13 protein-coding genes and 1 tRNA gene are annotated in these 12,809 nt (G+C 57.7%); 10 read left to right on the forward strand and 4 right to left on the reverse strand.

All coding sequences use genetic code 11. From position 1 onward, the window contains the following. Nucleotides 1-42: 42 nt before the first annotated feature. Nucleotides 43-1,239 carry an ATP-binding protein gene (locus tag DWW73_RS02810; protein WP_117778681.1) on the forward strand — a complete coding sequence of 399 codons (1,197 nt, stop codon included), beginning with the start codon at nucleotides 43-45 and terminating at the stop codon, nucleotides 1,237-1,239. 100 nt (nucleotides 1,240-1,339) lie between these two features. Here the strand turns inward: DWW73_RS02810 and DWW73_RS02815 are convergent, their stop codons facing one another. Next, a complete protein-coding gene (locus tag DWW73_RS02815; RefSeq protein WP_117778682.1) occupies nucleotides 1,340-2,113 on the reverse strand; it encodes a type III pantothenate kinase in 774 nt (257 codons plus the stop codon). A gap of 197 nt (nucleotides 2,114-2,310) precedes the next feature. On the opposite strand from DWW73_RS02815, the gene DWW73_RS02820 reads away from it, so the two are divergent. From DWW73_RS02820 to DWW73_RS02840, 6 genes are all read left to right on the forward strand, one after another. Next, nucleotides 2,311-2,387, forward strand: a tRNA-Met gene (locus DWW73_RS02820). Nucleotides 2,388-2,617: 230 nt separating this feature from the next. Beyond that, a complete protein-coding gene (locus tag DWW73_RS10110) occupies nucleotides 2,618-2,764 on the forward strand; it encodes a hypothetical protein (protein ID WP_158563771.1) in 147 nt (48 codons plus the stop codon). Beyond that, entirely contained in the window at nucleotides 2,707-3,084 is a 378-nt protein-coding gene (locus DWW73_RS10405) for a restriction endonuclease (RefSeq protein ID WP_158563772.1), read from the forward strand. Before DWW73_RS10110 ends, DWW73_RS10405 begins: the two co-directional genes overlap by 58 nt. A gap of 8 nt (nucleotides 3,085-3,092) precedes the next feature. Continuing rightward, the gene (locus DWW73_RS10255) at nucleotides 3,093-3,218 is read left to right on the forward strand and encodes a hypothetical protein (RefSeq protein WP_233509096.1); all 126 of its coding nucleotides are present in this window, start codon (nucleotides 3,093-3,095) and stop codon (nucleotides 3,216-3,218) included. A 143-nt stretch (nucleotides 3,219-3,361) separates the two neighbouring features. Further along, nucleotides 3,362-3,667: a PTS sugar transporter subunit IIB gene (locus tag DWW73_RS02835; protein WP_117778683.1), complete on the forward strand. Its 306-nt coding sequence runs from the start codon at nucleotides 3,362-3,364 to the stop codon at nucleotides 3,665-3,667. A gap of 14 nt (nucleotides 3,668-3,681) precedes the next feature. Then, nucleotides 3,682-4,944, forward strand: a complete 1,263-nt coding sequence (locus DWW73_RS02840; protein WP_117778684.1) for a PTS sugar transporter subunit IIC — start codon at nucleotides 3,682-3,684, stop codon at nucleotides 4,942-4,944. 254 nt (nucleotides 4,945-5,198) lie between these two features. Here the strand turns inward: DWW73_RS02840 and DWW73_RS02845 are convergent, their stop codons facing one another. The 3 genes from DWW73_RS02845 to DWW73_RS02855 form a co-directional block, all read right to left on the reverse strand. After that, nucleotides 5,199-5,558: a PTS lactose/cellobiose transporter subunit IIA gene (locus tag DWW73_RS02845; protein ID WP_158563773.1), complete on the reverse strand. Its 360-nt coding sequence runs from the start codon at nucleotides 5,556-5,558 to the stop codon at nucleotides 5,199-5,201. A 96-nt stretch (nucleotides 5,559-5,654) separates the two neighbouring features. After that, nucleotides 5,655-7,067 (reverse strand): family 1 glycosylhydrolase, encoded by a 1,413-nt coding sequence (locus DWW73_RS02850; protein ID WP_117756952.1) that lies wholly within the window; start codon nucleotides 7,065-7,067, stop codon nucleotides 5,655-5,657. A 15-nt stretch (nucleotides 7,068-7,082) separates the two neighbouring features. Next, nucleotides 7,083-8,981, reverse strand: a complete 1,899-nt coding sequence (locus DWW73_RS02855; protein ID WP_117778686.1) for a transcription antiterminator — start codon at nucleotides 8,979-8,981, stop codon at nucleotides 7,083-7,085. A 230-nt stretch (nucleotides 8,982-9,211) separates the two neighbouring features. On the opposite strand from DWW73_RS02855, the gene DWW73_RS02860 reads away from it, so the two are divergent. The 3 genes from DWW73_RS02860 to DWW73_RS02870 all read left to right on the forward strand — a co-directional run bounded on the left by DWW73_RS02860 (nucleotide 9,212) and on the right by DWW73_RS02870 (nucleotide 12,801). Continuing rightward, a complete protein-coding gene (locus DWW73_RS02860; RefSeq protein WP_117778687.1) occupies nucleotides 9,212-9,967 on the forward strand; it encodes a ChbG/HpnK family deacetylase in 756 nt (251 codons plus the stop codon). A 92-nt stretch (nucleotides 9,968-10,059) separates the two neighbouring features. Further along, the gene (locus tag DWW73_RS02865; protein WP_199413456.1) at nucleotides 10,060-11,304 is read left to right on the forward strand and encodes a glycoside hydrolase family 1 protein; all 1,245 of its coding nucleotides are present in this window, start codon (nucleotides 10,060-10,062) and stop codon (nucleotides 11,302-11,304) included. Between the two features lie 69 nt (nucleotides 11,305-11,373). Further along, nucleotides 11,374-12,801 (forward strand): DUF4038 domain-containing protein, encoded by a 1,428-nt coding sequence (locus DWW73_RS02870; RefSeq protein WP_158563774.1) that lies wholly within the window; start codon nucleotides 11,374-11,376, stop codon nucleotides 12,799-12,801. Nucleotides 12,802-12,809: the final 8 nt, after the last annotated feature.

Below are 12,809 nucleotides of genomic sequence, written 5' to 3' on the forward strand. Positions count from 1 at the left end.
TCAGTTTTGAGGAATAGCGATAAAAGACCGCGAGGGGGCCCAATGAAACTCATCAATAGAACGTCATATATGGACACGTTGACGAGCCTTATTGGCGTACCGGACATCAAGGTCATAACGGGCATTCGCCGTAGCGGTAAGTCAAAATTGCTCGAGGCCCTCCGCGATTACGTGGAGGCAAATCTGTCCAATTCGAATGTCATCCATATCAATTACAACCTCGACGAGTTCGAGGGCCTGCTCGAATATCATGCCCTGCTCGCCTATGTGAAAGAGCATCGAGTGTCCGACAAGCAAAACTTCCTGCTTATCGACGAGGTTCAGATGTGCGACGGCTTTGAACGCGCGATTAACAGCCTCCATGCATCCGAGCAGTACGACATCTTCACCACCGGATCGAACGCCTTTTTGCTGTCGAGCGATCTGTCGACGCTCTTTACGGGGCGCACGTTCGAGATCGAGGTTTTCCCATTCTCGTTTGAGGAGTATCGCTTCTATAGTGACGAGGGCGAGGTCGATCACGACTTCGATGAGTATGCGAGAACCGGCGGTATGTCCGGCTCTTACCCTTATCCACTGCAGGAGCAGCGCTACCAATATCTTTCCAATGTCTTCAAAACGCTCATCGTGAGGGATATCGTGCAGCGGCATAATGTGAGAAACGAATCGGCACTGCTGCGCATTGCCGATTACATGATGGACAACGTCTCCAACATAACGTCGGCACGCAGCATTACAGATGTTTTGAATGCGGATGGGCTAAAGATTACGAACAAGACGGTCGGCACGTACATGGGGTACCTGTGCGATGCGTTTGCCTTCTATAAAGTTCGTCGGTACGACATTCGCGGCAAAAAATACCTTAAGAGCGGCGAGAAGTATTACCTGGCAGACCACGCGTTCAAATACGCACTGCTTGGTACACGTGATATGGATTGGGGGCGCGTATACGAGAACATGGTGGCCATCGAGCTGCTGCGGCGCGGATACGAGGTATACGTCGGCGTGCTCTATAAAAAGGAAATAGACTTTGTAGCAATCAAACGGAGCGAGAAGCTCTATATCCAGGTGAGCGACGACATTAGCTCGGATAAGACGTTTGAACGCGAGATTTCGCCACTGCTGAGCATTGGCGATGCGTATCCCAAGATGATTCTTGCTCGCACGCATCACGAGGCCACGGATCGCGATGGGGTGCAGATCGTGGACCTGGCGAGGTGGTTGTGCGGCGAGGCTTAGCAAAAGGTCCTATTCCTCAAAATCGAAAAATATTTCGATTTTGAGGAATAGGACCGATGCGTTGCCTAGTTCGCCGCTCGCGCTCGACTTAAACCCCGCCTTACCCCAGCTTCTGCATGCGGCGGTAGATTTCGCAGATGCCTTTGATGGTGAGCTGGCCGTCGACTATGTCGAAGGCATCAGTCGAATCGGCGACGATGCTGGCGAGGCCGCCCGTGGCGATAACGGTGGCGTCCTCGCGCCCCAGCTCGCGCTTCATGCGCGCGACCAGGCCCTCGGCCATGGCGGCGGCGCCCGTTACGGCGCCGACCTTGATGCACTCCTCGGTATCGCGGCCGATGGCGTGCTCGGGCGCCTCGAGCGGAACGCTAGCGAGCTTGGCGGCTCGGGCGGCGAGCGCGTCCATCGAAATGCGGATGCCCGGCGCAATCGCTCCGCCAATGTAATAGCCGTCCTCGTCGATAACGTCGATATTGGTTGCGGTGCCAAAGTCCACCACGATCGCCGGAGCGCCGTAGAAGGTCTCGGCAGCGACGGCGTTGGCGATGCGGTCGGCACCAACGGCCTGGGGACGCGCCGCCCGCAGCTTGGTCACGGCCGCCGTCTGCTGCCCAATGACGATGGCGTCTGCCGCGATGCGGTTGGCCACGGCGTGCCACTCGCGCGAGAGCTGCGGCACCACGCCGGCAAAGGCGATCGCGTCGACCGCGCCGAGCGAGAGGTCGTACATCTTAAAGAAGCCCATCAGGCGCACGTGGATTTCGTCGGCGGTATAGGAGCGGTCGGTGGGCATGCGCCACGACTGCACCAGCTCGTCTCCGTCAAACAGGCCCATGGCCGTCTGCGTGTTTCCCATATCGATAGCGAGCAGCATGTCTACTCCAGGTGTCGGCGTAAAAGGACGCGCACCATTGTATACGCGCCGCCGGCGGCGCTCGGCTGCGATTCGTTCACGGTGATAGGGGCTGAGGAGTTCTAAATATGAAGGAATTATGCTCTACGAGATTTTCCTTGCCGCTTACCGAACTCCCGCGTAATATTCTTTCTTGCGCACATGAGGCGTCCAGACATTGCGGGGTGGAGCAGTCTGGTAGCTCGCCGGGCTCATAACCCGGAGGTCGTAGGTTCAAATCCTGCCCCCGCGACCAAGAACTTGCAGCTCGGAAGCATAATTGCTTCCGAGCTTTTTCTTTATTGGTTTACTTTGCGGGTGAATTGCGGGTGAATCCTGTGGCAGTTTATTTTGTGAAGCATATAAACCATTGATAATCGCGGGCCGGGCGGTTTGACTTGTCGACCGATAAACTCCAATTAGAAAGAGTTCCGGCGGTCCTTAGCTAAAATAGTGACGTCTGAATAACAACAAGGGAATCGCTATATGAAGACCGTCTACGATGCCCTTGATCCCATCGTCAACGGGTCGGCAACGACCAAGGAGAAGGGCGACAAGTACGAGGCGGCCTGCGTTTGCTATCTCAAGAACGACCCCTTCTACGCGCTGTTCTTTCCCGTGTCGGGACGATAGCCCAGGCACTCGAATGGGACGATTGTCCCGTCCACGACACCCAAGACAACGGAATCGACCTCATGGCCCAGACCGCCGAGGCGGGGGAATGGTGGGCGATTCAATGCAAGCGCTACGACGGCGGCGCCGTCTACATGGGGCGCGAGTGGCGCGAGGCGTGCGGGCCCGGGGTCAGGCGCTCGATGTCGAGGAGGGCCCGGAGCCCCGACAACGCGCGTGCCGAGGGGTTCTTCGGCACGCTCAAGTGCGACTTCTTCGAGGGCAGGGGCTGGACCGGCGTGCCGTTCGAGGAGTTCTCCCGGCCGCTCCTTTTGTTATAGCTGCCTATGTGGGCATTTGGCTCGCACTTGCGGTTTACGCGTTTGTTCTGTCGCGCCGCGCCAAGCGCACCGAGCGCGACCTCGGTGCGCTCAAGCAGGCCCTCGTCGCCCGCGAGGAAAAGCTCAAGCGCTAAAGGGGCCTACCCACCCTTGCCGGATTCGAACGTGGCAAGAACGGCTATGGAGTGGCCGTACTTCCCCTCATATAGTGGTGTCATCGAAGCTTCGCATGCACTTCGAACGGTTCCACGATAACGATAACGAGAAGGGGAAGCCGATGAAGAAGATTATCCTCTTGTGCAATTCCGGCATGTCTACGAGCCTCATGGTTCAGAAGATGAAGGATGCCGCCGCCACCGAGGGCCTCGAGTGCGCCATTGCCGCTTACTCCACTGATAAGGCGGCAGAAGTCGCCTCGGATGCCGACTGCATTTTGCTGGGCCCTCAGATTCAGTTCCAAGCCGATGAAGTTCGCGCGGCATGCCCGGGCGTGCCGGTTACCGTCATTGACATGGTGGCGTACGGCACGATGGATGGCAACGCTGCGCTTGCCCAGGCCAAATCCCTTATGGGTGAGAACTAGGAGGCGCGTCGCACATGGCATCCATTAACGGTATCATTGCCAAGATTTCTTCTTGGGGTAACGCTGTCAGCAAAAATACGATTCTCCAGGCGATTTCGTCGGGCATCATGTCGATGTTCCCCATCATCATCGTCGGATCGTTCGCAAGCTTGTTCTCGGGCATTCCCATTCCGGCTTATCAGGAGTTCCTTACAACGAGCGGCGTCAATGTGGCGCTTTCTGCCGTGGTGAACGCAACCACCAACATGCTCGGCCTGTTCTTCACCTACGGTGTTGCGCGCTCGTACGGTGAGAACATCGGGGTTAAGGCTCCTGCCGCCGGTGTGCTCGCCCTTGTTGTCTATGTTGCGCTGATGCCTACGTTGACTTCAGAAGATGGTGTGACGTCGCTTGCTTTTGACTATCTGGGCACTAAAGGCATGATCTTGGGCATCGTTATTGCGTTCCTTGCAACGAAGCTCTTCCACCTTATTGTTTCTAAGAACATTGTTATTAAGATGCCCACTGGCACGCCCGACTTTGTGTCCAACAGTTTCGTTTCGCTCATTCCCGCGTTTGCCATTGCGCTGTGCGCTATCGTGGTGCGCATGATCTTTGCGCTGACTCCCTGGGGCGACGCGTTCAGCTGTTTCTACGCTCTCATCCAGATGCCCATCCAGGGCCTGATTGGCGGCAACATCGCTTCCGTTGTTCTCATTAGCGTGATCATGTGCCTGCTGTGGTGCTTCGGCATTCATCCCGGCTTTATCACGAGCCTCATCGGCCCGCTCTTCATGATGCTCGATGGTGCCAACCAGGCCGCCTACGCTGCTGGCGAGGCTCTCCCCAACATCATCGGTATGAACTTCAATTACATTACGACCATCGCAATTGCCTACCCCGCCGTTCCCATTGCCATCCTTTTGGTCGCCCGTTCCGCTCAGCTGCGTACGGTCGGCAAGGTGGCGCTGGCGCCCGGTTTCTTTGGCATCAACGAGCCGATTATTTTCGGCCTCCCCATTGTGCTGAACCCCGTGGCTGCTATTCCGTTTATCGTGACGCCTCTTGTCAATGTCATTGGAATGTACGCACTGCAGTCCCTGGGTATTGTGGCAAAATGCGTCGGCATCCTGCCGTTCAACATCCCGGTGGTCATCACTGGCATGCTTTCCGGTGGTATCAGCATTGCCATCGCTGAGGTCGTGTTTCTCATCATCGATATCTTGATTTGGATTCCGTTTATCAAGGCGATGGACGCCACCAGGCTCAAGGCGGAGCAGGAAGCACAGGTGGCATAGTAACAAGTCCCCTTCATATTGCCGCGTTTGTTTTGCGAGGTGGGAGGTGCTGCAGAAGCGCTGCCCACCTCGTTTTGTATACCGACGCCGCGTATTGCGCGGGCTCGATTCGTAGCGCCGTATGGATTGGACGGCGCGGACGACACCTCCACCACAAGGACGACGCCTCCCCACAAGAAGGGCCCCGGGCTGAATGCCCGGGGCCCTGTACTTGGCGTTGCCGATTATCTCTAGCCGGTTATGGCGCACAAGATTTACGCTGCGTTGACCTTCTTCTCCAGTTCATCGATACGGTTCTGCATGGCGTCGATCATGCGGTACAGGTCAACCAGCTCGCGTGCAAAAGCCTTGGTGACCTCGGTCGTCATGAGCTGATCCTCTGCATGAACTTGAATAAGCGATGCCGGGGCATTGACTCCCTGAGCTGCGGAGGAGATCATTTCCAGATGAACGTCGTGGCTTTCCAGAAAGTTTGCATCGCCATCTGCAATGAGGGCGGGAGACTTATCTGCTCGGCCATCTTTCGCGTGCTTGATGGCCTCCATGTAGGCGCTCTTTGCAGTGCCTGCCGTGCTGATGAGCTTAAAAACTTGCAGTTCTTCATCGGGAGTCATGGTGCAATATCCTTTCTGTTGTTGTGCGAGCGCAACAAGGCAGCGTTGCGCTCGCTTGTCCATGTGACATAAACAGCCGTGTGACTGATTGGCGAATTACAGGTTCGTACCATTCGATGCGATGACGTCGCGATACCAGAAGAATGACTTTTTAGGAATGCGCTCAAGCGTGCCAGCGCCCTCGTTGTCCCGGTCGGCATAGATGAAGCCGTAGCGCTTCTTCATCTCTCCCGTGCCGGCGGAGACGAGGTCGAGCGCGCTCCAGGGCGTGTACCCCATCAGGTCCACACCGTCCTCATCGACCGCGTCGATCATGGCAGCTATGTGCGCGCGAAGGTAGGCGATGCGATAGTCGTCATCAACGCGCCCATCTACCACCTCGTCTGCTGCGCCGAGGCCATTTTCTACCACAAAGAGCGGCTTTTGGTAGCGGTTGTAAAGCAGGCGGAGTGTCAGACGCAGGCCCATGGGGTCGAGCTGCCAACCCCAAGCGCTCGTTTCGAGGTAGGGGTTCTTCACGCCGCTCACCATGTTGCCGCCTGTCTTTTCGGCGTCGGCTTCGGTGCCGCTTTGCACCATCGATGAGTAGTAGCTAAAGCCAACGAAGTCTACCGTACCGGCGCGGAGAATCTCGTCATCTCCCGCCTCGCGCACAAGGGTAACCCCGCGTCGCCCCATGGCCTTGCTTAAGAAGGAGGGGAGATAGCCGCGCACCTGCACATCCGCAAAGGCGAGCATATCGTTTTGGAAATCGTCTGCCGCCTTCGCGTCGAGCGGGTGGCAGGTTTTTGGATACACAATGCCCGCGAGTGTCATGCAACCGACCTTGAGGCCGGGATCGATCTCGTGCGCTCGGATGACCGCCTTAGCGCTTGCGACAAATTGGTGGTAGACCGCCTGATAGATGGTGGGCCAATAGCCCTCGTCTCCCGGTCGCTTATTGATGCCGGTGGGCGACCACGGATTGTACTCGGCAACGTTGATCTCGTTGAACGTGAGCCAATAGCGCACAGTATCGCCGAACTCCCGGAAGCATATATCACAGTACCTCGCGAAGAAGTCCACGAGACGCCTATCGCGCCAACCCCCGTACTTTCTCACGAGGCCAAGTGGCATCTCGTAATGCGAAAGCGTAACAACAGGTTCTATGTTGTAGCGCTTAAGCTCGGCAAATACGCTACGGTAGAAAGCGAGGCCGCGCTCGTTGGGCTCGATCTCGTCGCCTTCGGGGAAGATGCGGCTCCATGCGATGGAGAGGCGCAGGACCTTGAGTCCCATCTGGGCAAAGAGCGCTATGTCTTCCTTGTAGCGATGATAGAAATCCACGCCGTCGTGGCTCGGGTAGTAGACCCCTGCCTCAACGTCGGTCGTTATACGTCGAGGCGTATCGACCGCGCCGGCGGTCATCACATCGGCAACCGAGAGACCCTTGCCGTCTTCTTGATAGGCCCCCTCACATTGATTTGCCGCCAAAGCGGCTCCCCATAGAAAATCAGCTGGTAACGCCATGCGCACCCCTTCCTTCTAGCCGCACAGGGCACGCATGAGGGTTTCGTAGTTGCCACCCTCTACGATGCAGCGTACCCGCTTCTCGTCGGTAAGAAGCCGTGCGGTCGTCTGATAGAATCGTTGGGTCTCGTCTGCGGTTGAGTCGCAGATCGACGTAAGGATGATGAGTTGGACGTCATTGGTTTTCCAACGGATGGGGCGCTTGAGAACACCCACGACCACGAGGTTTTCGTCGGGAAGCACCTCTACGGGATGAGGCAGAGCTGCCAGGTTACCAAAATCGGTGCTTCCATGTTTCTCACGCTCCAACACGGAGCCGAGGAAGTTGTCCGGTAGGGGTCGCACTTGTCGGACGAGTTCGCAGAGTTCGGCGAGCGCGTCGTCTCGACGCCGCGACGTGAGGCCCGTGAAAAAGAACTCTGGCCGGTAGAACCGGCGTAGATATGAGCTATCCCCCAGTTCAAGTCTACGACGTACGCGGTTCATATCGCGCGCCTCAAGGAAGCTGTTCACCTGCATGATGGGCTTGGGAACCGCTCGGTCAATGGGGACGGACGAGAAGATGTAGTCGAATGTATTGAGGTCGATGTGGTTGAGCTCAAAGACGCTGCAGACGGTGAGCTCGCTGATGTAATCGCCGAATGCTTCTTCAAACTGATAAGCAAAAAAGCGCGAGCTCGATTTACCCGTCGCACAAACCAGGAGCACACGGCTCTTATGAGGAATGCGTCGCTGCATGACGAGTCCCATTTGAAACATTATGGTGAAGTAGGCAATCTCGTGCTCGGATACGGGGCGTCCGTAGTGAGCAGCGAGTGGCAATGCCGCCTGCTGCGCCAGTGCGTGGGCGAAGGGGTAGGCGCGTCGTGTTTCTGCAAGCAGGGGGTTTGTGATTTCGATGCCATAGCGCATGCGTATATCAAATGCAATGAGATGGTTTCCCAGCATAAGGCGCAGACGCAAATTATCGCTGAAGTCGACGCCGTACATATCGTAGATGGCATCGAGCATAGGGTCGATGAGACGCTGGATATCCTCCGAGATAACGAGGTTCCCATCGAGTCCGAATGCGTCGTGGCGCACGACACCGCCGGCAACGAAGGCAGCTATGAGCTGGACCTCGCCTTCGGTGTCGTCAAGCGGGATGTCGTGTTCTTCCAGCTGTTCTATAACGACGTGCGCGCAATGTCGGTCATGCTCCGCGCCTTCCCAGGCGTTTCGCCCGGAAACGTCCTCTATGATGTGGCCACGGTGGCAGCGTGCGCTTGACACCACGAGATAGAGAATGAATGTTTCGAGGGCAGCCTCGGACATTACGACGTTTTCGGCAGCAAAGGTCTGCACGACAAGATCTCCGATGATTGCCGCGGCTTGATCTTGTACGCTGCGGCAATCATCAAAACCGACCGTATGGAATCGCAAGCAGTGCATGATTGCCTTGCGGAAGGCAAATTCGTCTCCGATGGCTCTCATCCCGTATCCAGGGACACGCTCCACCGTGAGGCCGGAGCGTGTAAGGATAGACTCTGCATGGCGAATTTCCTGCGAGAGTGTCTTGGTAGAGACAAACAAGGCTTCCGACTCGTCCGCGAGCTTGAAGAACGATCCGCTTATGAAGCGCTCTACGAGATACATAAGACGCTCTTCGGCGGTTTCAGGCGTGTGGCGGGCAATGCGTTGTAGGCTACGCTGTCGCCAGGCATGGTAGCGCTCAGCGTCGTTAATCTCGAGGCGGTATCCGTGGCGTGGCTTGGAGACAAGCTCGGCGCCACTTTCTGCAAGATTCTGCCGGAGCGCCTTAAGGCGCGTGCGCGTCGTCTTCTCGCTCTTTTGAATATGTTGGGCAAGTTGTTCTGCCGTTACATAGTCGCTCTGCTCGATGAGCTCAAGAAGATTGAGGAGCTCCCTATCCATGTCGCCCCCTAGGGCATCGGGGCATTTCGCCGCATTCAGATATCGTTGATAGAAATACTATACGAGCGCTGCGCCTAGCAGCTCAATTGCCTCATTTACCGGATTGTGCGCGGAAAAAGCCGTCCTTGAGCGGACGGGGACGTCCTATACCATGGGTGGCAAACGGCAGAGTACAACCGATGGCACAAAGTGAGTCTGTTCTCGCTGTGCGCGTAAAGGAGGCGCTTGGGATGAAGGTCATTTTTAGGGCAGACGACCTGGGCATGAGCGAGGGCATCAACTACGGTATCGCCAAAGCCATTTCTTGCGGACCGATTAAGAGCGTTGGGCTCATGCCCAACATGCCTGCTGCCTCCCACGGCTTCGACCTCGTTGCTGCAAGCGGTGTGAGTGTGGGGCAACATACAAACATCTGTCTTGGTAAGCCGGTTTCTGACCCCGCGTCCATTCCCTCACTCGTGGATGAACACGGGGAGTTCTGTTCTAGCAGAACCATCAGGGCGCGCACGGAGGACACCATCGTGCTCGAGGAAGCGGAGCGCGAAATACAGGCGCAGCTCGATCGGTTTCGTGCGCTGACCGGGCGCGACCCGGCGTACTTTGAGGGCCATGCCGTGTTCTCCCCGACGTTTTTTCAGGCACTTCAGAACGTCGCGGAGCGCAATGGGCTCTTCTATATCAACCCCATGGATCCGGTCTGGAGTGAGAAGTGGGGTGTGGTGTGTGCAAAACCCTATCACCTCGATGATCGAGGCCTGTACGATCCGCGCAAGTACTTGTTTGACGACGAGGCCGACATTGCGCGTCACGCCTGCAGCATGCTCGTATTCCACCCGGGGTACCTGGATCAATATGTGCTCGACCACTCGTCCTTTACCTTGATTCGTCCCATGGAAACGGCGTTTCTGGTGAGTGAGGAGCTTGAGCAGTGGATCGAACAGAAACACGTGCAGTTGGTGAATTTTGAAAACTGCTGCGAGGACTAGGATGTTGCGCAAGTCGCAGCTAAGAGCGGGGGCGCCATCTGGCTTCGGACGCCCGTGCTGTAACGGTGGTGCACCATAGAGAAAGGATGAATATGAATAAACCCGACCACTTCCTCTGGGGCGTGTCGACGGCGGGCCACCAGACCGACGGCGGCGACGCGGCTGCCGACACCACCTTCTTGGAGCATGTGGAGCCGACGGTTTTTAAGGAGCCCGCGGGAGACGCCTGCCGCAGCTGGGAGCGTTGGGAGGACGACCTCAACTGTGTTGCTGAGATGGGGCTCAACGCGTATCGCTTCTCCGTTGAGTGGTGTCGCATCGAGCAGGAGGAGGGCGTCATCGACCAGGCGGCCCTCGATCACTACGACCGCCTGATGGATGGTTGCCTGGCGCGCGGTATTCAGCCGGTGCTCACGCTTTGCCACTTTACCTGTCCTCATTGGTTTGCCAAACGGGGTAGTTGGCTCGCGCCCGACGCCGTCGACCTCTTTGCGGCGCATGTGCGGCGCGTTATGGAGCTCGCCCGCGGCCGCGCCGCTGCGGTGGTGACACTTAACGAGCCCAACCTCAACCAGCTCCTCGCCAACGGTGCGATGCCTCCCGAGGCGTTTGCCTTCCAGCAGGTGGTGCTGCATGCCGCAGCGGCAAAGGCGGGCGTTGCGCATTACCGTGCGGGCAACGTGCAGGACATCGACGAGTTCGACGCTATGGACGAGGCTATGGCGCGCGCTCATCGCCGTGCTGTGGAGGTGGTGCGTGAGGTAGCGCCGGGTACCCCTGTGGGACTCTCGCTTTCAGTAGTGGACGACGACTGGGCCACACCCGCCGGCCGTGCAATTTGCGAGCGTAAGCGCGAACTCTGCTATGGCAAGTGGGTTGATGCCATTCAAGGGGATGACTTCATCGGCGTGCAGAACTACGAGCGCATGGTCTTTGGCGACGAAGGGCTCATCGCACCCGATCCTACCCAGCCCATCAACGGTATGGGCACGCAGGTGGAGCCCGGCTCGCTTGCGGGTGCAGTGCTCTACATCCACGAGCTCACGGGCCTTCCAGTCGTGGTTACAGAGCATGGCATCTCTACCGAGGACGATCATCTGCGCTGCGACTTCATCCGCGCATCGCTGCCCGCGCTTGCGGGGCTTGTGCGGCGCGGGCTGTCAGTGCTGGGGTACTTCCACTGGACGCTTATGGACAACTTTGAGTGGATTTCTGCTTTTGACAGTCGACTGGGGCTTTATGAGGTCGATCGTCGTGACGGTACGTACGACCGCATCGCAAAGCCAAGCGCGCGCGTGTACGCGGATGTGGTTCGCACGCTCAATGGGCGGATGTAGATACGTTCGTGCAAGGAGATGGGCACGCGGCGCCTATATCGGTGTTGCGAAGGAAAGGGGAGATGGCGTATGCAGGCGCTGCGCGTAAGTGATAACGGCAGGTATCTTGTGACGGAGGACGGCGCGCCCTTTACATGGATAGCCGACACCGCTTGGACGCTGCCGCAGCGTATAAAAGCCGATGACGTGGAATACTATCTGCGTCGCCGTAAAGAGCAGGGCTTTACTGTGCTGCAGATGGTTGCCCTTGACCCCGAGCGCGATGCACTCATGCGCTCACCCGCGGGCGAGCCAGCACTTATCAACGGTGACCTCGAACATCCCAATGAGCGCTATTTTTCCTATCTTGATTGGGTGCTCGATCGTGCTGAACACTACGGCTTTCACGTGCTTCTGCTTCCTGTGTGGGGACAGTTGGTGACAGGCGACAACTGGATGGGTGGCACGTTTGGTATAACGGTGACCGACGAGAACGCCTACGACTTTGGCAAGTGGATTGGCGCGCGGTATGCCTCACGAAAGAACATCGTGTGGTGTTTGGGCGGCGACCGGCAGCCGGTTCACCGCGGTGTTGATTACCGTTCGGTGTGGCGGCGTATGGCAGAGGGCCTTGCCGAGGGCGTCCTCGGCAGCCCGCTGCCCGCTGATGCGCCCCGCGAGGCGTGGCGCCGGTTGCCCCTTGCCTATCATCCAAGTTGTGAAGACCAAAATCACTGCTCGTCTTCTACCTATTGGGGCGATGACGAGCGATGGCTTGCGCTAACCATGCTGCAGTCGGGTCATGGCCCAGGCGTGTGCAGTTGGAAGCTTGTCGAGGCGGAGGATGAACAGCCTGGTTCCGCGCGTCCCGTTTGGGATGGCGAGCCTGCGTATGAGGACATGCCCACGAGTTGGCCGCCGACCGGTCCACGTCACGGGGCATGGATGGTGCGACGCCGAGCGTACTGGTCGGTGCTCGCCGGGGCGTTTGGAGTTACCTATGGACACTGCTCGGTGTGGAGCTCCATTGCCGAGAAGGAACGAAATGATATGTTTCACGTGGATTGGTTTGAAGCGCTCGACGCCGAGGGAGCAAATCAGATGCGCTATCTGCGAGCCTTCCTCGATGAGTCTGGTGTTGTTGGCTCCCTTCCGTGTCCGCATGCCGTGGTTTCGCCTGAGACGGATGATTTGGCTGCGCATGTGCAGGTGAGTTGTGCGGAAGATGGCGCGCGCCTTTTCGCTTACTTGCCCAGCGGCGGCACCGCGTGCCTGCAGATGCCCGAGGGCTGGGTGACAGCATGGTGCTGGTGGTACAGCCCGCGCAACGGTGATATATGTGGTCCCGTGCCGGAGATCGTAGCCGACGGGTGCGCTACTGTGCGTGCCCCGAGCGCGGGAGAAGGCGAGGATTGGTTGCTCATGGCCGATGCGGAGCGCAGCGAGGCGCCAATATATCTCTGCTCGTACGGGGGGCCTGTGGAGGTTGGAAAACTTGATAAAGTGTTCGCGTGGTAAGACTGAAT

Source organism: Collinsella sp. AF16-8 (genome assembly GCF_003462695.1).
Lineage (GTDB): Bacteria > Actinomycetota > Coriobacteriia > Coriobacteriales > Coriobacteriaceae > Collinsella.

What these genes read in the sequence shown, in the direction of transcription:
- DWW73_RS02845 (WP_158563773.1), bottom strand. Translation starts at nt 5,558, where the DNA reads ATGACTCCCGATGAAGAACTGCAAGTTTTTAAGCTCATCAGCACGGCA.
- DWW73_RS02870 (WP_158563774.1), top strand. Translation starts at nt 11,374, where the DNA reads ATGCAGGCGCTGCGCGTAAGTGATAACGGCAGGTATCTTGTGACGGAG.
- DWW73_RS02810 (WP_117778681.1), top strand. Translation starts at nt 43, where the DNA reads ATGAAACTCATCAATAGAACGTCATATATGGACACGTTGACGAGCCTT.
- DWW73_RS02840 (WP_117778684.1), top strand. Translation starts at nt 3,682, where the DNA reads ATGGCATCCATTAACGGTATCATTGCCAAGATTTCTTCTTGGGGTAAC.
- DWW73_RS02865 (WP_199413456.1), top strand. Translation starts at nt 10,060, where the DNA reads ATGAATAAACCCGACCACTTCCTCTGGGGCGTGTCGACGGCGGGCCAC.
- DWW73_RS10110 (WP_158563771.1), top strand. Translation starts at nt 2,618, where the DNA reads ATGAAGACCGTCTACGATGCCCTTGATCCCATCGTCAACGGGTCGGCA.
- DWW73_RS02860 (WP_117778687.1), top strand. Translation starts at nt 9,212, where the DNA reads ATGAAGGTCATTTTTAGGGCAGACGACCTGGGCATGAGCGAGGGCATC.
- DWW73_RS02815 (WP_117778682.1), bottom strand. Translation starts at nt 2,113, where the DNA reads ATGCTGCTCGCTATCGATATGGGAAACACGCAGACGGCCATGGGCCTG.
- DWW73_RS02850 (WP_117756952.1), bottom strand. Translation starts at nt 7,067, where the DNA reads ATGGCGTTACCAGCTGATTTTCTATGGGGAGCCGCTTTGGCGGCAAAT.
- DWW73_RS02835 (WP_117778683.1), top strand. Translation starts at nt 3,362, where the DNA reads ATGAAGAAGATTATCCTCTTGTGCAATTCCGGCATGTCTACGAGCCTC.
- DWW73_RS02855 (WP_117778686.1), bottom strand. Translation starts at nt 8,981, where the DNA reads ATGGATAGGGAGCTCCTCAATCTTCTTGAGCTCATCGAGCAGAGCGAC.